A 24,151-nucleotide genomic window follows, 5' to 3' on the forward strand; every position below is an offset into this window, starting at 1 on the left:
ACTGCGATTAGTGCTTGTAGATGAACTCGACACCTTCTTCGTCGTCTTCATCCCAGTCGTCGTCCCAGTCTTCTTCCTCTTCCACTTCCAGCTCTTCGAGCTGTTGGCGGTGGTAGTCATCCCACATGAATTCGACTTTTTCTGGCTGTTTCGCTTCTTCAGCCTGAACAACCGGGTTCTCGATGATAAAGGTCATCACATCCCAGCACAGATCTTTCACGCCAACCTGGCTTGCCGCGGAGATCAGGTAGTATTTATCTTCCCAGCCCATCGCTTCAGCAATGGCTTTCGCTTTCGCTTCCGCTTCAGCTTTATCCATCAAATCGATCTTGTTAAAGACCAGCCAGCGCGGCTTGTTCGCCAGTTTTTCGCTGTATTTTTCCAGCTCGCCGATAATAATGCGGGCATTTTCTACCGGATCGGAACCGTCGATTGGATCGATATCGATGAGATGCAGCAGTACGCGGCAGCGCTCAAGGTGTTTCAGGAAGCGGATCCCCAGACCGGCACCTTCTGCAGCACCTTCAATCAGACCCGGGATATCAGCAACCACAAAGCTCTTCTCGTTATCCATACGGACAACGCCCAGGCTTGGTACCAGCGTGGTAAACGGATAATCCGCCACTTTTGGCTTGGCTGCAGAGACCGCGCGAATAAACGTCGATTTACCGGCGTTTGGCATACCCAGCATCCCGACATCGGCCAGAAGCATCAGCTCCAGCTGCAGATCGCGCTTGTCGCCCGGCGTACCCATCGTTTTCTGACGCGGGGTACGGTTTACGGACGATTTGAAACGGCTGTTACCCAGACCGTGCCAGCCGCCTTTCGCCACCATCAGACGCTGACCGTGTTTGGTCATATCGCCCATGGTTTCGCCCGTCCCCTGGTCAATCACACGCGTACCGACCGGAACCTTAATGGTCACGTCTTTGCCGCGTTTGCCCGTACAGTCACGGCTTTGACCGTTCTGACCACGCTCAGCGCGGAAGGATTTTTCGAAACGGTAGTCGATCAGCGTGTTGAGGTTCTCATCCGCCTCCAGCCACACGTCACCGCCGTCCCCACCGTCACCGCCGTCAGGACCGCCACGTGGAATATATTTCTCACGGCGGAAGCTCACGCAACCATTGCCGCCATCACCTGCCACGACCAGGATTGTCGCTTCATCAACAAACTTCATTTTACTCTCCGTAACTCATTCGCCTGAGCGGGGGACTACTACGACCGCTTCATTTTTGCGCCAACGCCCCCAAAGACGATGACCAATGGCGGAATACATCGCGCCCGCAACCACGACAAACGCACCGAGATAGCCCAACATGTTGAGCATCGGTCTGACGAAGACATCGGGCCAGGCCATTGATAACAAATCTGAAAATAACAGCGTAAACAGCGGGGTAAGCGTAATGAGTGCGCTCACCTGTGCTGCCTGCCAGCGCGCCATCGCTTCGGCCAGCGCGCCATAACCGACCAGCGTGTTCAGCCCACAAAAAATGAGGCACGCCAGTTGCCAGTCGCTAAGCTGGGTGATCACACCCGGTTTTGCTAACGGCAATAATGCTATTGTACACAAAGTGTACAGCAAAAAGAGGATCTGCTGTGAGGCCAAACGACGCAATAACACCTTTTGCGCGACGCCATAACTCACCCAAACCGTTGCTGCTCCCACACCGAAGATCACACCCCAGGTGTAATCCGTCAGTCGGGTAAAAATCTCTATCAGACTGGTGTTGAAGAACATCACCAGACCACAGAGCAACATGCTCGCCCCGATAATTTGCGTGCCACGCATCTTCTCCTTGAGGATAAAGACGCTGGCGACCATCATGCCGACCGGTGAAAGCTGACCAATCACCTGCGACGCCGTGGGGCTAAGATACTGCAGGGAAGAACTGAACAGTATGAAGTTACCGAACAGGCCACCCGTCGCGATAGCCAGCAACACCAGCCAGCGCGGTTTACGGAAGATACGCAACGGCGGAAGCTTACCTTTGATCGCGAGGATGGCCCCAAGGCCGATACTTGCCATCAGAAAGCGATAAAACACCACCGTTGGCGGCTCCATCACTTCCAGTACCTGCTTCATTGCAATTGGCAGCGCACCCCAGCACATTGCGGTCGTGAGCGCCAAAAGAATACCAATGCCGGCCTGCTGCTTCATGCCCGTTTTCCCTACAGAAAAAATTACCGGGTTTCCAATGTAAAAAGCCCCGCAACAGGTTGCGGGGCTTTAATCCGTTACCGGACCGAGAAAACCTTACTCAGCAACGATGCTGATGTATTTACGGTTGTTCGGGCCTTTAACTTCAAATTTCACTTTACCGTCTGCTTTAGCAAACAGAGTGTGGTCACGACCGCAACCTACGTTGTTGCCAGCGTGGAATTTGGTGCCACGTTGACGAACAATGATGCTACCCGCCAGAACGGATTCGCCACCGAAACGCTTAACGCCCAGGCGTTTAGCTTCTGAATCGCGACCGTTACGTGTGGAGCCGCCAGCCTTTTTATGTGCCATTTAAATCTCTCCTCAGGTCTTAGGCGCTGATGCCAGTAATTTTCACATCAGTGAACCACTGACGGTGGCCCTGCTGCTTACGGTAGTGTTTACGACGACGAAACTTAACGATTTTAACTTTCTCGCCACGACCGTGAGCAACAACTTCAGCTTTGATAACGCCGCCATCAACGAAAGGAACGCCGATTTTGACTTCTTCACCGTTTGCGATCATCAGAACTTCTGCGAACTCAACAGATTCGCCAGTTGCGATGTCCAGCTTTTCCAGGCGAACGGTCTGACCTTCGCTTACTCGGTGTTGTTTACCACCACTTTGGAAAACCGCGTACATATAAACTCCGCTTCCGCGCACATCCTCGTATGAATCAGAGTGCGCTATAAATATTCACAATAGGGCGCGAATATTACGCAAAACGCGAGCCTTTGACAAGTGCTACCATCAATACATGAAGAAAAAAAACACAACGCGTAAGGTAACGTTTATCTGAGCCGTTTTTTCAGTACAATCAGCACTACTATTGATAAACCTAACCCTTCGTTACCCCATTGAAGATGGGATAAACAGGATAAAAAGCCCGGCTTTTGCGATGAATTTAGAAAAAATCAACGAGTTAACCGCGCAAGATATGGCGGGTGTGAATGCAGCAATCCTGGAGCAACTCAATTCTGACGTTCAGCTGATCAATCAGTTGGGCTATTACATCGTCAGCGGCGGCGGTAAACGCATTCGCCCGATGATTGCCATCCTGGCTGCCCGAGCCGTCGGCTATCAGGGAAATGCTCACGTCACGATCGCGGCACTGATCGAATTTATTCACACTGCGACGCTTCTTCATGATGATGTTGTGGATGAATCAGACATGCGCCGGGGTAAAGCCACCGCCAACGCCGCCTTTGGCAATGCTGCCAGCGTCCTGGTGGGGGATTTTATCTATACCCGTGCCTTCCAGATGATGACCAGCCTGGGTTCGCTGAAAGTGCTGGAGGTCATGTCTGAAGCCGTTAACGTGATTGCTGAGGGCGAAGTGCTTCAGCTGATGAACGTCAACGACCCTGACATCACCGAAGAAAACTACATGCGCGTGATTTACAGCAAAACTGCGCGCCTGTTTGAAGCGGCTGCACAGTGTTCCGGCATTCTGGCTGGCTGTAGCGAAGCCCAGGAAAAAGGGCTGCAGGACTATGGCCGTTATCTGGGTACCGCATTCCAGCTGATTGATGATTTGCTGGATTACAGTGCAGACGGCGAAACGCTCGGTAAAAACGTGGGTGATGACCTGAACGAAGGCAAACCGACGCTGCCGCTACTCCATGCGATGCGCAACGGGTCAGCCGACCAGGCGAAAATGATCCGTGAAGCGATCGAGCAGGGAAATGGTCGTCATCTTCTGGAACCCGTGCTGGAAACAATGGCCATTTGCGGATCGCTGGACTGGACGCGTCAGCGTGCCGAAGAAGAGGCGGATAAAGCCATCGCCGCACTTCAGGTTATCCCGGACAGCCCATGGCGCGATGCGCTCATTGGTCTTGCCCATATCGCCGTTCAGCGCGACCGTTAATCCTGCTCTCCCCTCCCCGCGGCCCTCGCGGGGAGATTCCAGTACACACCTGTATATTCCTCTTTCACGTAAACGCACCGGTTTACAGACCGCATGAATAAAGCCATGCCTTATTCTGAATATCCCTACCAGTAACGCGAACTTTTTAGAACAAGAAATTGAAATGGGTATAGTAAGGCCAGTCGTTTCAGACGAAATGGCGTAAGTGAATCCGAACTTAAGGACAGCGTTATGGACACGAAATTTATCGACTGGCACACAGCAGATATCATTGCGGCACTGCGCAAAAAAGGCACATCACTGGCTGCGGAATCTCGCCGCCATGGCCTGAGTTCTTCAACCCTGGCAAATGCCCTGACGCGCCCCTGGCCGAAGGGAGAGTTGATCATTGCGACGGCGCTGGATACGCATCCGTGGGTGATCTGGCCTTCGCGTTACCACGATCCCATTACCCATGAATTTATCGACAGATCGCGCATGATCCGCCAGAGGAAAGTGAAGAAAGACCCGCAGGAATAGCGGTTTTTTTGACAGGAACAGCAACCCCCCGGTCATTTCTGGCAGGGGGCTGCCGGAACGATTACTCGCCCTTCACACGCTCGATATTCGCACCCAGCGCGCGCAGTTTATCTTCGATACGTTCATAGCCACGATCAATGTGATAAATACGATCAACGACCGTCGTCCCTTCCGCAATACAACCCGCCAGCACCAGGCTTGCAGATGCACGCAGATCGGTTGCCATCACCTGAGCACCAGACAGTTTCTCAACGCCGTGGCAAATCACGGTATTACTCTCGATCTCAGCATGTGCGCCCATACGGATCAGTTCCGGTACGTGCATAAAGCGATTTTCAAAGATGGTCTCGGTAATGAACCCCGTCCCTTCCGCCACCAGGTTTAACAGGGTGAACTGCGCCTGCATATCGGTCGGGAAAGCAGGATGCGGAGCTGTACGCACGTTTACCGCTTTTGGACGGTTGCCGTGCATGTCCAGGCTGATCCAGTCTTCACCGATTTCGATATCAGCGCCTGCGTCACGCAGTTTCGCCAGCACCGCATCCAGGGTATCTGGCTGCGCGTTGCGGCAGGTAATTTTCCCGCCTGAAATCGCGGCAGCAACCAGGAACGTCCCGGTTTCGATACGGTCTGGCAGGACGCGGTACACGCCGCCGCCCAGACGCTCAACGCCTTCGATGGTGATACGGTCGGTGCCCTGGCCGGTGATCTTCGCACCCAGCGCCACGAGGAAGTTCGCGGTATCCACAATCTCCGGTTCACGCGCGGCGTTTTCGATGATGGTAGTACCTTCTGCCAGCGTTGCCGCAGACATGATGGTGACGGTGGCACCAACGCTCACTTTGTCCATGACAATGTGCGCGCCTTTCAGGCGGCCATTCACAGACGCTTTAACATAACCTTCTTCGAGTTTGATCTCGGCGCCCAGTTTCTCCAGGCCAAAGATGTGCAGGTCAACCGGACGTGCGCCGATTGCGCAGCCACCCGGCAGGGAAACCTGACCCTGACCAAAACGTGCCACCAGCGGGCCAAGCGCCCAGATGGATGCACGCATGGTTTTCACCAGATCGTAAGGTGCAGAGAAGTTGTTTACGTTGCTGGCGTCGATCCAGACGGAACCGTTACGCTCAACTTTGGTGCCCAGCTGGCTGAGCAACTTCATGGTGGTGTCGATATCTTTCAGCTTCGGTACGTTCTGAATTTCTACCGGCTCTTCCGCGAGCAGCGCAGCAAAGAGGATGGGCAGCGCGGCATTTTTTGCGCCAGAAATTGTGACTTCGCCCTGGAGACGCGTTGGCCCCTGTACACGAAATTTATCCATTGTGTGCTCTCTTATAAATTCAACCGTGCTGCGGGCGTGTCGCCCACAACTCAAAAACCGTTTAGTTTGCGATCGCGTGCCCACTCTTGAGGGGTGAACGCTTTAATCGACAGGGCGTGGATGCGGTTATCCGCAATGTATTCCATCAGCGGCGCGTATACAGCCTGCTGTTTCTTCACACGGCTCATACCGTCGAACATCTCACCCACAGCAATAACCTGGAAGTGACTGCCATCGCCAGTGACGTGGGCTTCCTGAAGGGAGAGTGCATTCATCAGCACTGTCTGGATTTCATGATTTTCCATGGGTTCTTAATCATCTGATAGTGAAAACAAGCCCAACATCTTAGAGCAAAGTGGCGTCGTCTTAAACAAGCAAAAAGCCCCGACGTTGAATCTGTCAGGGCTTTCAGAAGTAACGCACTGAAAATATTAACGAGGCAGTACGTCCTGAGGGAGATTATAGAGCTGGGCCAGGGTGACCACATTATCGCTCGCCGCGTGCAGCGTAACGCTTGTCCCCTGCTTTTTCCCCACGGCAACAAGATGGGCCAGCAGCGCGACGCCTGCCGTGTCCACCCGTGAAATGCCGCTCAGATCGATAACCGTCACGCCCTGCATCGCTTCAAAACGTTTGTCCCAGAGCGGGTTCAGCAGATCCTGGTCGAGTTCACCCGTCAGCTTCAACGTCTCACCCTCACGCGACCAGCTCAGTTGATCCGACATTACTTCTTCTCGTCCAGAGAGATTTTCTGACGCGAGATAGACTGCAGCTGTGCGGTCAGGCCATCAATGCCTTTGGTGCGCAGCAGGTCACTCCACTCGTTCTGTTTAGTGGTGATCATGCTCACCCCTTCGGCAATCATGTCATAGGCCTGCCAGTGACCGGTCTGGCTGTTTTTACGCCACTGGAAGTCCAGGCGTACTGGCGGACGGCCATTAGGATCGATAATCGTGACGCGGATAGGAATGATAGTCGCGTCGCCCAGCGGCTGCTCTGGCGCAATCTGATAGGTCTGACCGTGATACATCGCCAGTGCCTGACCGTAAGCCTGTTTCAGGTATTCACGGAACGCGGCGAAATAGGCATCGCGCTGCGCCGGGGTCGCGTCTTTGTAATAACGGCCCAGAACCAGCGCACCCGCATATTTGATCTGCACGTACGGCAGCAGCTCTTGATCAACCACGTCGCGCAGATAATCAGGATTGGAACGAATTTTCGGCTGTTCGTTTTTAAGCCGGTCGAAGGTCTTCTTCGCAGCCTCATCCATCAGTTTGTACGGGTTACTCTGATCCGCAGCATGCGCCGCGGTGAGAGGGGCAATGACCAGCATGGCAACCATTAACAGTCGTTTAAACATGAATGACTTCTCCTGAAATTAATTCGTCGTGCCTGGTGTCGGTGCGACACTGGCAGGATCTTCGCTCTGCGCAGGGGCAGCGTCGGACTTCTTATCATCTCCTTTACTGTTATAAAGGAACTGACCAATCATATCCTCCAGTACCATCGCGGACTTCGTATCCTGGATTACGCTACCGTCTTTAAGGATAGTCGTTCCCAGCTCCGGGTCTTCAAAACCGACGTTAAGCGCCAGATATTGCTCACCCAGGAGGCCGGACGTGCGGATAGAAAGCGAGCTGGTGTCCGGGATATGGTTGTAACGCTCTTCAATATCCATCGACACGCGCGGCAGATAGGTTTTCTCATCAAGCGTAATGTCAGAGACACGCCCGATGACCACCCCGCCTATACGTACCGGCGAGCGCGCCTTCAGCCCGCCGATGTTATCAAACGTCGCATAAATGCGATAAGTCGGCTCGGTGCGCACAGACGTGATATCCGCCGCTCTCAGGCAGATAAACAGCGCGGCCAGCAACGCCAGTAACAGGAACACGCCGACCCAAATTTCATTTTTTCTCGTTTGCATGAACTCAATTCCCAAACATCAGTGCGGTGAGCACAAAATCCAGACCCAGTACGGCCAGCGACGAATGTACGACAGTACGTGTAGTTGCACGGCTGATGCCCGCCGAGGTCGGGATCGCATCATAGCCATTGAACAAGGCGATCCAGGTGACCGTAATGGCAAATACCACGCTTTTAATCAGACAGTTCACCAGATCCATTCGCAGATCGATGGCGTCCTGCATGGCCGACCAGAAGAAGCCCGCATCGATGCCCTTCCAGTGAACGCCAACCAGCGAGCCGCCCCAGATACCCACGGCGACAAAGAGGATCGTCAGGAGCGGTAAGGAAATCACCCCCGCCCAGAAGCGTGGCGAGATCACGCGACGCAGCGGGTCGACCGCCATCATCTCCATGCTGGAAAGCTGCTCGGTCGCACGCATCAGGCCAATTTCAGCGGTCAATGCCGACCCTGCACGCCCGGCGAACAACAGCGCCGCCACCACCGGCCCCAGCTCACGCAGCAGCGACAGCGCCACCAGCATGCCGAGGCTGGTTTCGGCGCTGTAGGTCGTCAGAACGAGGTAGCCCTGCAGCCCCAGCACCATGCCGATAAACAGACCGGAGACAATGATGATGAGCATCGACAGCACGCCGACATTATAGAGCTGCCGCACCAGTAGCGGTGCATGCTTACGAAATTCCGGCTTGCCGACCAGCGCGTTGAACAACATCAATCCGGCACGCCCGAACGTCCTGATGGTTTTTATGCCACGGTGTCCAAGAGCGGCCAATGCATTTAACAGCATCAGTGGCTTAACTCCCTATTCCCAGTAAATCGTCACGATAGTCGCCCGCCGGATAGCGGAACGGCACAGGCCCATCCGCAATGCCGTCGAGGAACTGCCGTACACGCGGATCGCAGTTTTCCTGCAACGCCTGAGCGCTGCCATGCGCGACGATCCTTTTGTCTGCCACAATGTAGGCATAGTCGGCGATGCTCAGCACTTCCGGTACATCGTGAGAAACCACTATACAGGTTACGCCGAGCGCGCTGTTCAGTTCAGAGATGAGCTTCACCAGCACGCCCATCGTGATAGGGTCCTGCCCGACGAACGGTTCGTCGAACATGATTAAATCGGGTTCTAAGGCGATGGCGCGTGCCAGCGCGGCGCGGCGTGCCATACCGCCGGACAGCTCTGAGGGCATCAGTTTTGCAGCCCCTCGCAGCCCCACGGCCTCAAGCTTCATCATCACCGTACTTTTCAGCAGCTCTGGCGGCAGACGGGTGTGTTCGCGCAGCGGATAGGCCACGTTATCAAAGACGTTCATGTCCGTGAACAACGCTCCCGACTGGAAAAGCATACTCATGCGTTTACGAACAGTATACAGGCGCGATCGTGACATCTCCGGGATGTTTTCGCCGTCAAAGAGGATTTCACCGCTATCAGGTGGGATCTGGCCACCAATAAGGCGCAGCAGGGTCGTTTTACCGATCCCGGACGGCCCCATGATGGCAGTGATCTTGCCACGCGGTACGGTCAACGAAATATCATCGAATATCAATCTGTTGGCGCGAGAAAAACTCACACCCCGGACATCAACTAAATTCGCCATAGTGTGGCTCATTTATGGTTCCTTTCTTACCCTGCTCACGTTAAGCATGCAGACTGAATCAGCCCTAAACTCAGCATTTTTACAGAATATTAGCCGTTGAGGTTAGCGAAAGCTGGCATTTGTTTTACTTTTCCGGCGCATAAAGTCAAAATTAGGAATTCGTTACGCCTCAGACTGTATGCAGTCCTGCCATTCCATTCCTGCGCGATGGACCGACGAGTATACCTGAAGAAAGGACTTTTGATGCTTTTAGCAACAGCACTGTTAATAATTGGTTTACTTTTGGTGGTCTACAGTGCTGACCGTTTGGTATTTGCTGCATCTATCCTGTGCCGCCTGACTGGCGTACCGCCTGTCGTCATCGGGATGACCGTGGTCAGTGTCGGCACCTCGCTTCCTGAAATCATCGTCTCTGTCACGGCATCACTGCACGGTCAGTTAGACCTTGCCGTCGGCACCGCGATTGGTTCCAACATCGTCAATATCTTACTGATCCTTGGCCTGGCGGCCCTGCTCCATCCATTTCGCGTGCATTCTGATGTTCTGCGCCGTGAATTGCCGCTAATGTTAATCGTAAGCCTGCTGGCAGGGTGCGTATTTTATGATGGCGTACTGAGCTACGGTGACGGCATTTTCTTGCTGGCGCTGGCCGTTATCTGGCTGCTGTATAGTGTTAAAATCGCCCGTCTGGCAGAAAAACAGGGCCAGGACAGCCTGACGCGAGAGCAGGTCGCCGAGCTCCCGCGTGAAGGCACGCTGCCTGTGGCGCTGCTGTGGCTCGGCGTCGCGCTGATCATCATGCCGATGGCCACGCGCATGGTCGTCGATAACGCCACGGTGCTGGCGAACTATTTCGCCATGAGTGAGCTCACCATTGGCCTGACGGTCATTGCCATTGGCACCAGTCTGCCAGAACTGGCCACCGCTATCGCAGGGGCACGTAAAGGTGAAGATGACATTGCCATAGGCAATATTATCGGTTCAAACATTTTTAATATCGCCATCGTGATGGGCCTGCCGGCCCTGATAACGCCCGGGCCTTTTAACCCCCTGGCATTCTCACGCGATTACGGGGTGATGTTGCTGGTCAGCGTCATTTTTGCCCTGCTCTGCTGGCGGCGGCAACGACAGATCGGCAAAGGCGCAGGGGCGCTGCTGACGGGTGGATTTATCGTATGGATGGCGATGCTGTACTGGCTTTCGCCTCTTCTCTCTGGGTAAACGGAAACGCATTATGTCGCAAATAGAATTGCAGCCGGGTTTTGACTTTCAGAAAGCAGGCAAAGAGGTTCTGGAGATTGAACGTGAAGGTCTGGCGCAGTTAGATCAGTACATTAATCAGGATTTTAGTCTGGCATGTGAGAAGATGTTCTACTGTGCCGGTAAAGTCGTGGTGATGGGCATGGGCAAGTCCGGTCACATTGGGCGCAAAATGGCGGCAACGTTTGCCAGCACCGGAACCTCTTCCTTCTTTGTACACCCGGGGGAAGCCGCGCACGGCGATCTGGGCATGGTAACGCCGCAGGATATCGTCATCGCGCTATCGAACTCCGGTGAGTCTAATGAGATCCTGGCGCTGATCCCCGTGCTGAAGCGGCTGCGGGTTCCGCTTATTTGCATGACCAGCCGCCCGGAAAGTAGCATGGCGCGCGCGGCGGATATTCACCTGTGCGTGAAAGTGCCTAAAGAAGCCTGCCCGCTGGGTCTTGCTCCAACGTCCAGCACGACCGCTGCGCTGGTCATGGGCGATGCGCTTGCCGTTGCGTTGCTGGAAGCCCGCGGTTTTACCCCGGAAGATTTCGCGCTTTCCCACCCAGGCGGCGCGCTCGGGCGTAAGCTTCTGCTTCGGGTTAACGATATTATGCACACTGGCGATGAGATCCCTCACGTCAGTAAAGAGGCCTCCCTGCGCGATGCGCTGCTGGAGATCACCCGCAAGAATCTGGGTATGACGGTTGTGTGCGACGACCTGATGAAGATCCAGGGGATCTTCACCGATGGCGACCTGCGACGCGTGTTCGACATGGGTGTTGATGTTCGCACGCTGGGCATCGCTGATGTGATGACGTCCGGCGGTATCCGTGTTCGTCCGGGCACGCTGGCGGTGGATGTGCTGAACCTGATGCAGTCCCGTCATATCACCTCAGTGATGGTTGCCGATGGCGACCAGTTGCTGGGTGTGGTACATATGCATGATCTGCTGCGCGCAGGCGTAGTGTAATGAAGGATAAGACAATGAGTAATGCGGGTGCATCCCTTGCAACCTGTTATGGTCCGGTCAGTACCCATATGATGGCAAAGGCGGAAAACATTCGCCTGCTCATCCTGGATGTGGATGGGGTACTCTCTGATGGCCTGATTTACATGGGCAATAATGGTGAAGAGCTGAAAGCGTTTAACGTTCGCGATGGCTACGGTATTCGTTGTGCGCTCACATCAGGCATCGACGTTGCCATCATCACCGGTCGGAAAGCTAAACTGGTAGAAGACCGTTGTGAAACGTTAGGCATTACCCATCTGTATCAGGGTCAGTCCGATAAGATGGCGGCGTTCAACGATTTACTGGGTAAACTGGCTGTCGCGCCGGAAAACGTGGCCTATGTCGGGGACGATCTGATTGACTGGCCGGTGATGGCTGAAGTCGGTCTGAGTATCGCCGTGGCCGATGCGCATCCGCTGCTGATCCCGCGTGCTGACTATGTCACCCATATTAACGGTGGCCGTGGTGCCGTACGTGAAGTCTGCGATCTGCTTTTGCTGGCGCAGGGCAAGCTTGATGAGGCCAAAGGGCAATCGATATGAGTAAAACCAGACGTTGGGTTATCATTCTGCTTTCGCTTGTCGCACTGGTATTGATTGGCGTGAACCTTGCCGATCGCGACGATACGCAGACGGAAGTGGTCAATACGAGCGAACCAACCTATAAAAGCGATCACAGTGACACCGTGGTCTACAGCCCGGAAGGTGCGCTGAACTATCGCCTGATTGCCCAGCATGTTGAATATTTTTCAGATGACGGTATTTCGTGGTTTACCCAGCCTGTCATGACCACGTTTGATAAAGACAAAGTGCCGACGTGGTCGATTAAATCTGACCGGGCAAAACTGACGAATGACCGTATGCTTTATCTGTATGGCCACGTTGAAGTCAACGCCCTGACCGCTGACTCACAACTGCGCAAAATCACGACGGATAATGCACAGATCAACCTCGTGACCCAGGACGTGACGTCGCAGGATCTGGTCACACTGTATGGCACAACATTTAATTCCAGCGGTTTAAGAATGCGCGGGAACTTACGCAGCAAAAACGCCGAGCTGATTGAAAAGGTTAGAACCTCCTATGAAATTCAAAACAAACAAACTCAGCCTTAAAGTAATTATCGCCAGTGCGATGCTGGCGACCAGTCTTCCCGCGCTTGCTGTAACGGGCGATACTGACCAACCTATCCATATCGAGTCCGACACGCAGTCGCTTGATATGCAAGGCAATGTCGTTACCTTTACCGGTAACGTCGTCATGACCCAGGGCACCATCAAAATCAACGCCGATAAAGTGGTCGTTACCCGTCCCGGTGGCGAGCAAGGCAAAGAGATCATTGATGGCTATGGCAACCCGGCAACCTTCTACCAGATGCAGGATAACGGCAAACCCGTGAAAGGCCGCGCCACGCATATGCACTATGAGCTGGCGAAGGACCTGGTCATCCTGACCGGTAACGCTTATCTGGAACAGCTGGACAGCAACATCACCGGCGACCAGATCACCTATCTGGTGAAAGAGCAAAAAATGCAGGCCTCCAGCGAGAAAGGCAAACGCGTAACCACCGTGCTGGTTCCGTCGCAGCTGCAGGACAAAGGTAAGGGTCAGGCCCCGGCACAGAAGAAGAGTAACTAATTCGTTATGGCAACATTAACTGCAAAAAATCTCGCGAAGGCCTATAAGGGCCGCCGTGTCGTAGAAGATGTCAGTCTGACCGTCAACTCCGGCGAAATTGTAGGCCTGCTTGGCCCTAACGGTGCGGGCAAAACCACAACTTTCTACATGGTCGTTGGTATCGTGTCGCGCGATGCGGGCAACATCGTCATTGATGATGAAGATATCAGTCTTCTGCCGCTGCATGCGCGTGCGCGTCGCGGTATCGGCTATCTGCCGCAGGAAGCCTCCATTTTCCGCCGCCTGAGCGTCTTTGATAACCTGATGGCCGTCCTGCAAATTCGTGACGATCTGACCAGCGAACAGCGTCAGGACCGGGCTAACGAGCTGATGGAAGAGTTCCATATCGAACATCTGCGCGACAGCCTCGGTCAGGCGCTGTCCGGCGGTGAACGCCGTCGCGTTGAGATTGCGCGTGCGCTGGCTGCAAACCCGAAATTTATCCTTCTGGATGAACCGTTTGCAGGCGTTGACCCCATCTCCGTTATCGACATTAAACGTATCATTGAGCATCTGCGCGACAGCGGGCTTGGCGTATTGATCACTGACCATAACGTCCGTGAAACGCTGGCCGTGTGCGAACGCGCATACATCGTGAGCCAGGGCAATCTGATCGCCCACGGTACGCCGCAGCAGATCCTCGAAGATGATCATGTTAAGCGTGTCTACCTTGGGGAAGACTTCAGACTCTGATAGGGTAGAGGTAATGTAACGCCGAACCGGAGAAAAATGCTCTGAACATGAAGCAAGGTTTGCAATTACGGCTCAGCCAACAACTGGCGATGACGCCGCAGCTACAGCAGGCGATTCGCCTGTTGCAACTGTCCACCTTAGAACTCCAGCAGGAGCTCCAGCAAGCGCTGGATAGCAATCCGTTGCTGGAGCAAGCCGATCTTCATGAAGAGGTAGATACCCAGCAGTCGCAGGATACTGAAGCACTCGACACCGCCGATGCGCTCGAACAAAAAGAGATGCCGGACGAGCTTCCGCTGGATGCCAGCTGGGATGAAATCTACACCGCCGGAACCCCTTCCGGTACGCGTGCAGACTACCAGGACGATGAGCTACCGGTTTATCAGGGTGAAACTACCCAGTCACTGCAGGATTACCTGATGTGGCAGGTGGAACTTACCCCCTTCTCCGATACCGACCGCGCGATAGCGACATCCATTGTCGATGCCGTGGATGACACCGGTTATCTGACCGTCACGCTGGACGAAATTCTGGAAAGCATGGGTGACGAAGAGATTGAACTCGAGGAGATAGAAGCCGTTTTGAAGCGCATTCAGCGTTTCGATCCGGTTGGGGTGGCCGCAAAAGATCTGCGCGACTGCCTGCTTATCCAACTTTCTCAGTTCAGTAAAGAGACGCCATGGCTTGATGAAGCCCGCTTGATCATCAGCGACCATCTGGATCTTCTGGCCAATCACGATTTCCGCAGCCTGATGCGCGTCACGCGCCTGAAAGAAGAGGTGCTGAAAGAGGCGGTCAATCTGATTCAGTCCCTCGATCCGCGCCCCGGTCAGTCCATTCAGACCAGCGAACCCGAGTACGTCATCCCGGATGTGCTGGTCAGAAAACACAATGACCGCTGGGTCGTTGAACTGAACTCAGACAGCATTCCTCGCCTGCAAATCAACCAGCAGTATGCCTCCATGTGCACCAGCGTGCGTAACGACTCCGATAATCAATACATTCGTAGCAATTTGCAGGAAGCGCGATGGTTGATCAAAAGTCTGGAGAGCCGAAATGATACGCTGCTCCGCGTAAGCCGCTGTATTGTCGAACAGCAGCAGGCGTTCTTTGAGCAGGGCGAAGAGTATATGAAACCGATGGTGCTGGCGGATATCGCCCAGGCCGTCGAGATGCATGAATCAACCATTTCCCGCGTGACCACGCAGAAGTATCTGCACAGTCCACGCGGTATTTTTGAGCTTAAGTATTTCTTCTCCAGCCATGTGAATACCGAGGGCGGCGGTGAAGCGTCGTCAACGGCCATTCGCGCCCTGGTGAAGAAGTTGATCGCCGCAGAGAACCCCGCGAAGCCACTGAGCGACAGTAAGTTAACCACCATACTGTCCGACCAGGGTATTATGGTGGCACGCCGAACTGTTGCGAAGTATCGAGAGTCTTTATCCATTCCGCCGTCTAACCAGCGTAAACAGCTGGTCTGACACAACCGATAAGGAAGACACTATGCAGCTCAATATCACAGGACATAACGTCGAGATTACTGAGGCTTTACGTGATTTTGTGAATGCTAAATTCGCGAAACTCGAGCAGTATTTCGAAAGGATCAACCAGGTCTATGTTGTATTGAAAGTGGAGAAAGTGACTCATATCTCGGATGCGACCCTGCATGTCAACGGGGGTGAGCTCCATGCCAGTGCGGAAGGGCAAGACATGTACGCTGCTATCGACGGCTTGATTGATAAGCTTGCACGACAGCTCAATAAACATAAAGACAAACTGAAACAACACTAATTGTCCGGGCAGTTAACGGGTGCAGGAAGGCCTGTTGTGAAACACAACAGGCCGTTTGTACAGTTAGCGCTTAGGTGAAATTATGATGAACAACGATTCCGCTCTTCAACTGAGCAATGTCCTTAACCAGGAATGTACGCGCAGTGCTGTTCACTGCCAGAGCAAAAAACGTGCGCTGGAGATCATCAGTGAACTGGCCGCAAAACAGCTGGGCCTGCCGCCGCAGGTCGTGTTCGAAGCGATCCTGACCCGTGAAAAAATGGGCAGTACCGGCATCGGCAACGGCATCGCGATCCCGCACGGCAAACTGGAAGAGGACACCCTGCGTGCCGTCGGTGTGTTTGTGCAGCTGGAGACGCCTATCGCCTTCGATGCCATCGATAATCAGCCCGTCGATCTCCTCTTCGCGCTGCTGGTGCCTGCCGACCAGACGAAAACCCATTTGCATACGCTTTCGCTGGTCGCAAAACGCCTGGCCGATAAAACCATTTGCCGTCGACTGCGCGCAGCCCAAAGTGATGAAGAGCTATATCAAATTATCACTGAAGCAGAAGGCAATCAGGATGATGCATAACCAGGAGATGGCCTTCACATCTGTTGTCCTGAGGAGAAACGGAACATGGTGCTGATGATTGTCAGTGGCCGTTCAGGGTCCGGGAAATCCGTGGCCCTGCGCGCGCTGGAAGACATGGGGTTTTACTGCGTAGATAACCTGCCGGTCGTGCTGTTGCCAGACCTGGCACGCACACTTGCGGAGAGGCAAATCTCTGCCGCCGTCAGTATCGACGTTCGTAACATGCCTGAATCGCCAGAAATTTTTGAACAGGCAATGAGCAACCTGCCTGATTCATTCTCGCCTCAGCTGCTGTTCCTCGATGCAGACCGCAATACTCTGATCCGTCGCTACAGCGATACCCGTCGTTTGCACCCGCTTTCCAGCAAGAACCTCTCACTGGAAAGTGCTATCGACGAAGAGAGCGATCTGCTGGAACCGCTGCGTTCCCGTGCTGACCTGATTGTCGATACATCCGAAATGTCCGTGCATGAGCTGGCGGAAATGCTGCGTACCCGTTTACTGGGCAAACGCGAGCGTGAACTGACGATGGTGTTCGAGTCATTTGGCTTTAAGCACGGTATTCCTATCGATGCGGATTATGTTTTCGACGTGCGCTTCCTGCCGAACCCGCACTGGGATCCGAAGCTGCGTCCAATGACCGGTCTCGATAAGCCCGTCGCGGCCTTCCTCGACAGACACACAGAAGTTCACAATTTTATCTACCAGACGCGAAGCTACCTTGAGCTATGGTTACCTATGCTGGAGACAAACAATCGTAGCTACCTGACCGTGGCGATTGGCTGTACCGGCGGTAAACATCGTTCGGTCTATATCGCCGAACAGCTGGCCGACTATTTCCGCTCACGCGGGAAGAACGTTCAGTCCCGTCATCGCACGCTGGAAAAACGTAAAACATGACCGTAAAACAAACCGTTGAGATCACCAATAAGCTGGGCATGCATGCACGTCCGGCGATGAAACTGTTTGAGCTGATGCAGGGTTTCGATGCAGAAGTTCTGCTGCGTAACGATGAAGGTACCGAGGCGGAAGCGAACAGCGTGATTGCGCTGCTGATGCTGGACTCCGCCAAAGGCCGCCAGATTGAAGTAGAAGCTACCGGTCCACAGGAAGAGGAAGCGCTGGCGGCGGTGATTGCGCTGTTTAACGCCGGGTTTGACGAAGACTAACACCTCTTTCATGGCGGGTAGCGCTACGCTTACCCGCCTTACATCAATTTATTTCTCGCCATAAACCCTTCCCCTCCCAGCTGCCGCATCTGGCGCATGATCCACGCCTGTCGGTTTCGCACATAGCCTGAGGGTGCATCGGCTTTAAAGCGAATTGGGTTAGGCAAGACCGCGGCCAACAGCGCAGCTTCAGAAAGGCTCAGCCGGCTGGCAGGTTTATTGAAATATCGCTGCGACGCGGCTTCGACACCAAACACGCCATCACCAAACTCGGCAATGTTCAGATAGACCGTCAGAATACGTTTCTTGCTCCAGACCGTTTCCATCCCCAGGGTCAATCCGGCTTCCAGCCCTTTTCGCACCCAGCTGCGGCCATCCCACAAAAACAGGTTTTTGGCCGTCTGTTGTGACAGCGTCGATGCGCCGCGCACGCGGTTTTCATGGCGTTCATTATGGGCGAGCGCTTTCTCGATTGCCGCCACGTCAAACCCCCAGTGCTCCGGGAATTTCTGATCCTCCGCCGCTATCACCGCCAGCCCCATCCACGGGGAGATTTCATCTGTGCTCACCCAGTCAGAGTGGGCAACATAGCTGAAGTCACCGGTGAACCACGCGCTCAGCTGACGCTCAACCATCACGGCAGAAAACGGAACCGGCAGAATGCTGAATAATGCCAGTCCGCCGCCCCAGAACACCGCCAGCACCAGCACGGCACGCCAAAGAATACGTTTTACCCAGGCGCCTGCGGCGAATTGACGCCTCATTCAGTCAGCACCAGCACTCTGGCCACCAGCTTTTCAATGCCTGAAGCGGCTTCCGCGATAGTCTGCGCCAGCATATACGCAGGTGTGGTGACGATTTTATTGTCTTCATCCACCACAATGTCATCCACCGGACAAGGGATGTGCTCGCCTCCCATCTCCTCGATGATTTCCGCTGTATCAATATCGGTCCCGATGGTCAGGCGCAGCGGGAAATCAAAAATTGTCGGAAGCATGGCCGGAGCGATACAGATAAAGCCCTGCGGTTTACCCGCCGCATGCATGGCCTGTGATAACGCTTTTAAATGCGGATCAACCTGACACCCGGCGCCTTGCGTGGCAAACGTGCTGAGGTTTTTAGCCGCCCCAAACCCGCCCGGCACAATTAACGCATCAAGCTCTGCCGCGTCCGCCTGAATCAGAGGATGAATTTCGCCACGCGCAATACGCGCGGCTTCAATCAGGACGTTACGGGTTTCCGCCATCGGCTCCCCGGTCAGATGATTAATGACATCAGCCTGATTTTTGTCTGGCGCGAAGCAAATGACTTCAGCCCCCTCTCTTGCCAGGGCCAGCAATGTGATGACGGCTTCGTGTATCTCAGAACCATCGTAAACGCCACATCCGCTCAGTACGACACCAATCTTTTTCATCATGACGATCCTTCTCTGCAACTCGCTGAAGCACATAATTAATTTTGATTAAAACGCTATGCTTCACACATTTCACTGATTCCTGTAACAAACCATTTAAGATTTGCTATCTTATTTGCGTACGGCCTAAATTTTCAGGCGGCGTCCATACGAAAACAACACAAAAAAACAGGCGCAGCCACAATTTCCCTGGTGTTGGCGCAGTATTAGCGCACCCCGGTTAAGCCGGGGTCATTTTTTTCTGGCGTCCACCCAGGCTTTAAGCACCGCCACATCGTTCTGCCACTCTTGTTTCATCTCTTCAACCCAATCACCTACGTTATCTTCCCAGGCAGGTAGATCAGGTGACTGAATCTGTTGTCCCAGCTGCTGCAGGTGACGTAAGCCGACCGAGCCGGCCGCACCTTTGATTTTATGCCCTTCTTCCACAATGCCTTTCTGATCCCGCGCTGTCAGATTTGACTCCAGCACGCTCAGATAGCCCGGCATCATTTTTTCAAATACCGCCAGACCGTCGGTAATCAGTTTTGGACCAACCAGATCGATGTACTGCTCCAGCATCGCGGTATCGAGTATCGTTTGGGCTTTCGCACTATCCACAGACGTCATGGTGTTCTCCTCTTCATCATGGGTATCCCAGAACTTCTTGATCATGGCGGTCAGGGCAGGCACCGCCAGCGGCTTGCTAAGTACATCATCCATACCGGCATCGAGGTACTCTTTTTTATCTTTCAGCACGTTCGCCGTCAACGCCACCAGCGGCGGCAGTTCGTCGGCAGCGTACTGGCTCGTCAGTTCACGGGAAATATCCAGCCCGGTCATGTCCGGCAACTGAATATCCAGCAGAACGAGATCATATTCACCCGGCTTAAACATCTCCAGCGCGGCTTTACCGGTCATCGCCACATCCACACTGTTGCCCAGTTTTTCCAGGACAGAGCGTGCGACAATCACGTTAAGCTCAATATCTTCCACCAGCAGGACATGCAGCGCGGGCAGCGGCATATCGTCGTTTTCGAAGGTATCTTCCACCTCTTCCGCCACCGCCGGCGCGTGCACCGTCAGCGTGAAGGTTGAGCCTTTGCCCGGATGGCTGGCGACGGTAATATCACCGCCCATGCTCTTCGCAAGACGTTTAGACACCGCCAGACCAATTCCCGTGCCGGTAGCGGGCTTGCCGCCGTTGCTGTCCTTCACCTGATAGTACATCGCAAAGATTTTGTCCTGCTCTTCCTGCGGAATCCCAATGCCGGAGTCTTCCACCTCAAAGTGCAGCATGTCGCCCTGGTCATAGCGAATACGTACCGAGACCTGCCCTTTCTGGGTAAATTTGACCGCATTGCTGATAAGGTTCCACAGGATCTGGCGCAGACGCGTGCCGTCGGTAACCACCTTGTGCGGCAGCGGCAGCGTGGGATCCATGACAAAGCTCAGCCCCTTCTGTTGCGCCTGCAAACCCGACAGGTTTTCCAGATCGGCAAGGAAACCGGTGAAATCAACCGGCTGGTTATCAAGCTGCACTTTGCGGCGTTCCATCTTATCCATATCGATAATATCGTTGAAGATATTCCCCAGCGTGACCGCTGAGACATGGATGGTTTTAAGGTATTTTTCCTGTTCTGCGGTGAGATCGGTGTCCAGCAGAATGCGGCTCAGGCCGACAATTCCGTTAAGTGGCGTACGCAGTTCATGGCTGATGGTGGAGATGAAGGTGGTTTTATCGCGGCTGGCACGTTCAAGGGCATCCTGATAGCGCTTACGCTCGGTGATATCGCGGCCAAACCCCATCAGACCGTGGCGTTTCCCCACGCGGTCGTAGTACGGCACCTTACGGATCTCAAAGCAGGCTTTGCGCCCGTCGGGGTAATCCAGCCACTGTTCATAGGTCAGCGAAACGTTATGACGGAACACTTTTTCGTCCGTCTCCATCACTTTGGCGGCCGCCTCTTCGGAGTATACGTCCTGCGGCTTCAGGTGAATCAGCTGCTTCTCACTCTTCCCGGTCAGCAGTTCCATCGCCCGGTTACAGCCGGAAAACTCTTTATCTTCATTACGGTAGAAAACCAGATCCGGTGATGCATCAAGGAACGAGCGCAGGAAAGAGGATTGCTGCTCAAGCTGGATCTGCGTCACCTCGCGCTCTTTCATTTCGATTTTCAGCTGCTCCAGCGTCGCCTGGCGTTCAGCCTCCGCCTTCTCACGATCCGAAATCTCCTGGTTCAGTTGGGCGATATTATCCTTTAGCTGAACGTTGAGCTTCAGATCGCGATCGCGCATCTCTTCCAGTTTATCGACCAGTTTTGACAGGCGCTGACGGGACTCCTCCAGTTGTTCAACTACCACAGATAGGAAATAGACCGCCCAGGGTGTAATCAGCAAGCCAAAGAAGATGGAGCGGATCACGTCGATACTCTCGACCTGACCGTGCAGAACCATGGTTACGGCCATCTGTACGACAATGGCCAGAACGACCAGCGCCAGTGCCAGCAGCATGGAGAAACGCACCAGCCCAAGCTTCATCATCAGATCGACGTAGTACTGGGCCAGCATTCGAATTTGCTTCATAGAGGATCCCTTCACGACTTTATCGCTCAATAATACTCAAATTCGCGGCGGGGCGTTGAAGGTTGTGAGAAAAAGTGCGGGGTGAAACAGGAGATTAGCCTCGCTTCCGGTTCGCCGGAAGCGAGGAGAGGTCTGTCAGGAGCGTTTCAGCATCAGCCAGAGGCTGATCAGGAAGAAGCTGGCGCTCGGCAGCAGCGCGCCGATAACAGGCGGAATGCCATAAACCAGCGTCAGCGGGCCGAAGATCTGATCGAGAACGTAGAATACAAAGCCGAAGCTGATCCCGGTCACCACGCGCACGCCCATCGGCACGCTACGCAACGGGCCAAAGATAAACGACAGTGCCATCAGCATCATCACCGCCACGGACAACGGCTGGAAGATTTTGCTCCACATGTTGAGCTGATAACGTCCGGCGTCCTGTCCGCTCGACTTCAGGTATTTCACGTAGTTGTGCAAACCACTGATGGAGAGAGCGTCAGGATCCAGCGCCACCACGCCGAGTTTGTCGGGCGTGAGTTTGGTTTTCCACATGCCCGACACCGTCTGAGAGCCGGAGATCTGTTTTGGATCGGTCAGGTCTGACTCATCCACCTGCGACAACCGCCATTGCTTATGCTCGGCGTCAAACTTGGCCGAAGAGGCGTGACGCACGGAGAGCAAACGACGATCGTTATTGAAGGTGTAAATACTCACGCCCCCCAGTTCGTCATCGCCCTTCACACGTTCGATATAGACGAAGCTGTCACCATCTTTTGCCCACAACCCTTGCTGCGTTGAGAGCAATGAGCCACCGTACATCGCCTGCGCACGATAGTTACGCGCCATCTGCTCACCCTGCGGTGCCACCCACTCGCCAATTGCCATGGTCAACAGCACCAGCGGGATCGCGGTTTTCATCACCGACAGCGCAACCTGCATACGGGTGAAGCCCGAAGCCTGCATAACAACCAGTTCACTGCGCTGTGCCAGCATCCCTAAGCCCAACAGCGCACCCAGCAGGGCTGCCATCGGGAAGAAGATCTGCACATCTTTTGGCACGCTGAGCAGGGTATACATGCCCGCACCCAGCGCGTCATAGCTCCCCTGCCCGGCTTTTTTCAACTGATCGACAAATTTGATAATGCCGGAGAGCGACACCAGCATGAACAACGTCATCATGATGGTGGAAAAAATAGTTTTACCGATATAGCGGTCAAGAACGCCAAACGCCTGCATTAGAGGGCTCCTTTACGCGAGAAGCGGGCACGAATGCGGCGCACAGGCACCGTATCCCACAGGTTGAGTCCCACCGCCAGCAGCAGATACAGACCATTGACCACCCAGGTCCAGACGAACGGGTCAATTTTACCCTTACCACCGTTAGACTTAATTGAGGTCTGCAACAGGAAGAACACCAGGTACAGCAGCATGGCTGGCAACATTGACAGCACGCGTCCCTGACGTGGGTTAACCACACTCAGCGGAACGACCATCAGAGCCATCATAAATACGGCGAATACTAGCGTGATACGCCAGTGCAGTTCGGCACGCGCACGGTTGTTGTCCGTATTGAACAGGGTACGCATATCCATTTGCTCGGTATCACTTGGATCGAGCGCCACGGTCTGGTGACCAATAATGGCCTGGTAGTTCTGGAAATCGGTGATGCGGAAATCGCGCAGCATCGCAGTGCCTTCGAAGCGCGTGCCTTTATTCAGCGTCACTACCTGAGAGCCATCTTTACGCTGTGACAGTTGACCCGAATCGGCCACCACGACGGAAGGACGGGCATTCCCTTTGGTGCGGAGCTGCGCAAGGAACACATCGTTAAAGCGGCTACCATCCACGCTTTCGATAAAGAGAACAGAATTCCCGTCCGTCGCCTGCTGGAACTGGCCCTGCGCCAGTGCGGCCATACCCGGGTTTGCTTTGGCTTCTGCCAGCACTTCATCCTGGTGACGGGAAGACGTTGGGCCCGCCCACATCACATTCACCGCCGCAACAATACCTGTGAAAAGCGCCAGAACCATAGCGGCTTTCACCAGTACGGCTTTACTCAAGCCGCAGGCGTGCATCACGGTGATTTCACTCTCGGTATAAAGCTTGCCGAGCGTCATGAGCAGACCGAGGAAAAGACTTAGCGGCAGGATAAGCTGCGCCATTTCCGGGATCCCTAAACCAAGCAGGGAAAGCACCAGATTCGTAGGAATTTCGCCGTCAACGGCCGCACCGAGGATCCTGACCAGCTTCTGACAGAAAAAAATCAGCAGCAGGATGAAGAGGATCGCCAGCTGGCTTTTGAGCGTCTCCCGCACCAGATATCTTATGATTATCACTTTAAATACGCCCGTAAAAACCCGTCTCTTTGCTGGAAAATCGCTTGTTTCATGGCTTAAACGTCATTTATTCTCTTGAGTCGTCGAAATCATCGCTAAGATTAAAACATCCGGCGGATTCACGCTTCAGGACTTTTTCTGACGTGTCGAAACCGTAGTAACGTAAGATTAACACGAAGTCACCACAACAGCGGACATGAGTTACGAAAGGTTTCAATTCTATCTGTAGCAGCCGCTGTTGTCTTTAAGATTCAG

At 54.0% G+C, this 24,151-nt stretch carries 29 protein-coding genes; 13 read left to right on the top strand and 16 right to left on the bottom strand.

Annotated elements, in window-relative coordinates:
• Positions 1–7: 7 nt before the first annotated feature.
• The 4 genes from cgtA to rplU all read right to left on the bottom strand — a co-directional run bounded on the left by cgtA (position 8) and on the right by rplU (position 2,846).
• Entirely contained in the window at positions 8–1,180 is a 1,173-nt protein-coding gene (cgtA, locus tag QLG09_RS11505; RefSeq protein ID WP_014171797.1) for an Obg family GTPase CgtA, read from the bottom strand.
• Between the two features lie 15 nt (positions 1,181–1,195).
• Positions 1,196–2,161 carry a DMT family transporter gene (locus tag QLG09_RS11510; RefSeq protein WP_014171799.1) on the bottom strand — a complete coding sequence of 322 codons (966 nt, stop codon included), beginning with the start codon at positions 2,159–2,161 and terminating at the stop codon, positions 1,196–1,198.
• Positions 2,162–2,257: 96 nt separating this feature from the next.
• Positions 2,258–2,515: a 50S ribosomal protein L27 gene (rpmA, locus tag QLG09_RS11515; RefSeq protein WP_004385076.1), complete on the bottom strand. Its 258-nt coding sequence runs from the start codon at positions 2,513–2,515 to the stop codon at positions 2,258–2,260.
• Between the two features lie 19 nt (positions 2,516–2,534).
• Positions 2,535–2,846, bottom strand: coding sequence for a 50S ribosomal protein L21 (gene rplU, locus QLG09_RS11520; RefSeq protein WP_003025032.1), 312 nt, complete (start codon positions 2,844–2,846; stop codon positions 2,535–2,537).
• A gap of 256 nt (positions 2,847–3,102) precedes the next feature.
• Here rplU and ispB point away from each other — a divergent pair, with 256 nt between their 5' ends.
• Both ispB and sfsB read left to right on the top strand, forming a co-directional pair.
• Positions 3,103–4,074, top strand: a complete 972-nt coding sequence (gene ispB, locus QLG09_RS11525) for an octaprenyl diphosphate synthase (protein WP_020883532.1) — start codon at positions 3,103–3,105, stop codon at positions 4,072–4,074.
• Between the two features lie 231 nt (positions 4,075–4,305).
• Positions 4,306–4,593: a DNA-binding transcriptional regulator SfsB gene (gene sfsB, locus QLG09_RS11530; protein ID WP_014171802.1), complete on the top strand. Its 288-nt coding sequence runs from the start codon at positions 4,306–4,308 to the stop codon at positions 4,591–4,593.
• Positions 4,594–4,654: 61 nt separating this feature from the next.
• On the opposite strand, the gene murA is transcribed toward sfsB, so the two are convergent.
• The 7 genes from murA to mlaF form a co-directional block, all read right to left on the bottom strand.
• Positions 4,655–5,914, bottom strand: a complete 1,260-nt coding sequence (murA, locus tag QLG09_RS11535) for a UDP-N-acetylglucosamine 1-carboxyvinyltransferase (protein WP_020883531.1) — start codon at positions 5,912–5,914, stop codon at positions 4,655–4,657.
• Positions 5,915–5,964: 50 nt separating this feature from the next.
• Positions 5,965–6,219 carry a BolA family iron metabolism protein IbaG gene (gene ibaG, locus QLG09_RS11540; protein WP_008501458.1) on the bottom strand — a complete coding sequence of 85 codons (255 nt, stop codon included), beginning with the start codon at positions 6,217–6,219 and terminating at the stop codon, positions 5,965–5,967.
• Between the two features lie 126 nt (positions 6,220–6,345).
• Entirely contained in the window at positions 6,346–6,639 is a 294-nt protein-coding gene (gene mlaB / locus QLG09_RS11545) for a lipid asymmetry maintenance protein MlaB (protein ID WP_014171806.1), read from the bottom strand.
• Positions 6,639–7,274 (bottom strand): phospholipid-binding protein MlaC, encoded by a 636-nt coding sequence (gene mlaC / locus QLG09_RS11550; protein ID WP_014171807.1) that lies wholly within the window; start codon positions 7,272–7,274, stop codon positions 6,639–6,641. The genes mlaB and mlaC overlap by 1 nt, the downstream gene beginning before the upstream one ends.
• 18 nt (positions 7,275–7,292) lie before the next feature.
• Entirely contained in the window at positions 7,293–7,841 is a 549-nt protein-coding gene (gene mlaD / locus QLG09_RS11555; RefSeq protein WP_025202923.1) for an outer membrane lipid asymmetry maintenance protein MlaD, read from the bottom strand.
• A 4-nt stretch (positions 7,842–7,845) separates the two neighbouring features.
• Entirely contained in the window at positions 7,846–8,628 is a 783-nt protein-coding gene (gene mlaE / locus QLG09_RS11560) for a lipid asymmetry maintenance ABC transporter permease subunit MlaE (RefSeq protein ID WP_010436044.1), read from the bottom strand.
• A gap of 7 nt (positions 8,629–8,635) precedes the next feature.
• On the bottom strand, positions 8,636–9,448 hold the full coding sequence (mlaF, locus tag QLG09_RS11565) for a phospholipid ABC transporter ATP-binding protein MlaF (protein WP_049021911.1): 813 nt from the start codon (positions 9,446–9,448) through the stop codon (positions 8,636–8,638).
• 231 nt (positions 9,449–9,679) lie between these two features.
• On the opposite strand from mlaF, the gene QLG09_RS11570 reads away from it, so the two are divergent.
• The 11 genes from QLG09_RS11570 to npr all read left to right on the top strand — a co-directional run bounded on the left by QLG09_RS11570 (position 9,680) and on the right by npr (position 17,599).
• Positions 9,680–10,657 (top strand): calcium/sodium antiporter, encoded by a 978-nt coding sequence (locus QLG09_RS11570; protein ID WP_020883528.1) that lies wholly within the window; start codon positions 9,680–9,682, stop codon positions 10,655–10,657.
• A 13-nt stretch (positions 10,658–10,670) separates the two neighbouring features.
• Positions 10,671–11,657: an arabinose-5-phosphate isomerase KdsD gene (gene kdsD / locus QLG09_RS11575; protein WP_020883527.1), complete on the top strand. Its 987-nt coding sequence runs from the start codon at positions 10,671–10,673 to the stop codon at positions 11,655–11,657.
• 14 nt (positions 11,658–11,671) lie between these two features.
• Complete coding sequence (gene kdsC / locus QLG09_RS11580; RefSeq protein WP_014171813.1) at positions 11,672–12,238, top strand: 3-deoxy-manno-octulosonate-8-phosphatase KdsC; 567 nt, start codon at positions 11,672–11,674, stop codon at positions 12,236–12,238.
• The gene (lptC, locus tag QLG09_RS11585; RefSeq protein WP_014171814.1) at positions 12,235–12,810 is read left to right on the top strand and encodes an LPS export ABC transporter periplasmic protein LptC; all 576 of its coding nucleotides are present in this window, start codon (positions 12,235–12,237) and stop codon (positions 12,808–12,810) included. Before kdsC ends, lptC begins: the two co-directional genes overlap by 4 nt.
• Entirely contained in the window at positions 12,779–13,333 is a 555-nt protein-coding gene (gene lptA / locus QLG09_RS11590) for a lipopolysaccharide ABC transporter substrate-binding protein LptA (RefSeq protein ID WP_020883526.1), read from the top strand. Before lptC ends, lptA begins: the two co-directional genes overlap by 32 nt.
• Before the next feature lie 6 nt (positions 13,334–13,339).
• Positions 13,340–14,065, top strand: a complete 726-nt coding sequence (gene lptB / locus QLG09_RS11595) for an LPS export ABC transporter ATP-binding protein (RefSeq protein WP_014171816.1) — start codon at positions 13,340–13,342, stop codon at positions 14,063–14,065.
• A gap of 47 nt (positions 14,066–14,112) precedes the next feature.
• On the top strand, positions 14,113–15,546 hold the full coding sequence (gene rpoN, locus QLG09_RS11600) for an RNA polymerase factor sigma-54 (RefSeq protein ID WP_014171817.1): 1,434 nt from the start codon (positions 14,113–14,115) through the stop codon (positions 15,544–15,546).
• Positions 15,547–15,568: 22 nt separating this feature from the next.
• Entirely contained in the window at positions 15,569–15,856 is a 288-nt protein-coding gene (hpf, locus tag QLG09_RS11605) for a ribosome hibernation promoting factor (RefSeq protein WP_014171818.1), read from the top strand.
• A gap of 82 nt (positions 15,857–15,938) precedes the next feature.
• Positions 15,939–16,430, top strand: coding sequence for a PTS IIA-like nitrogen regulatory protein PtsN (gene ptsN, locus QLG09_RS11610; protein WP_014171819.1), 492 nt, complete (start codon positions 15,939–15,941; stop codon positions 16,428–16,430).
• 45 nt (positions 16,431–16,475) lie between these two features.
• Positions 16,476–17,330: an RNase adapter RapZ gene (gene rapZ, locus QLG09_RS11615; protein WP_014171820.1), complete on the top strand. Its 855-nt coding sequence runs from the start codon at positions 16,476–16,478 to the stop codon at positions 17,328–17,330.
• Positions 17,327–17,599 (top strand): PTS phosphocarrier protein NPr, encoded by a 273-nt coding sequence (gene npr, locus QLG09_RS11620; RefSeq protein WP_003861872.1) that lies wholly within the window; start codon positions 17,327–17,329, stop codon positions 17,597–17,599. The genes rapZ and npr overlap by 4 nt, the downstream gene beginning before the upstream one ends.
• Positions 17,600–17,637: 38 nt before the next feature.
• On the opposite strand, the gene mtgA is transcribed toward npr, so the two are convergent.
• The 5 genes from mtgA to lptF all read right to left on the bottom strand — a co-directional run bounded on the left by mtgA (position 17,638) and on the right by lptF (position 23,896).
• Complete coding sequence (gene mtgA, locus QLG09_RS11625; protein ID WP_014171821.1) at positions 17,638–18,363, bottom strand: monofunctional biosynthetic peptidoglycan transglycosylase; 726 nt, start codon at positions 18,361–18,363, stop codon at positions 17,638–17,640.
• A complete protein-coding gene (gene elbB / locus QLG09_RS11630; RefSeq protein WP_032670144.1) occupies positions 18,360–19,013 on the bottom strand; it encodes an isoprenoid biosynthesis glyoxalase ElbB in 654 nt (217 codons plus the stop codon). Before elbB ends, mtgA begins: the two co-directional genes overlap by 4 nt.
• Positions 19,014–19,244: 231 nt before the next feature.
• Entirely contained in the window at positions 19,245–21,578 is a 2,334-nt protein-coding gene (gene arcB, locus QLG09_RS11635) for an aerobic respiration two-component sensor histidine kinase ArcB (protein ID WP_032679053.1), read from the bottom strand.
• A 135-nt stretch (positions 21,579–21,713) separates the two neighbouring features.
• Positions 21,714–22,796, bottom strand: a complete 1,083-nt coding sequence (gene lptG, locus QLG09_RS11640) for an LPS export ABC transporter permease LptG (RefSeq protein WP_014171824.1) — start codon at positions 22,794–22,796, stop codon at positions 21,714–21,716.
• Complete coding sequence (gene lptF, locus QLG09_RS11645) at positions 22,796–23,896, bottom strand: LPS export ABC transporter permease LptF (protein ID WP_014171825.1); 1,101 nt, start codon at positions 23,894–23,896, stop codon at positions 22,796–22,798. The genes lptG and lptF overlap by 1 nt, the downstream gene beginning before the upstream one ends.
• Positions 23,897–24,151: the final 255 nt, after the last annotated feature.

The organism is Enterobacter sp. V89_11, from assembly GCF_029967775.1.
Classification (GTDB): domain Bacteria; phylum Pseudomonadota; class Gammaproteobacteria; order Enterobacterales; family Enterobacteriaceae; genus Enterobacter; species Enterobacter ludwigii.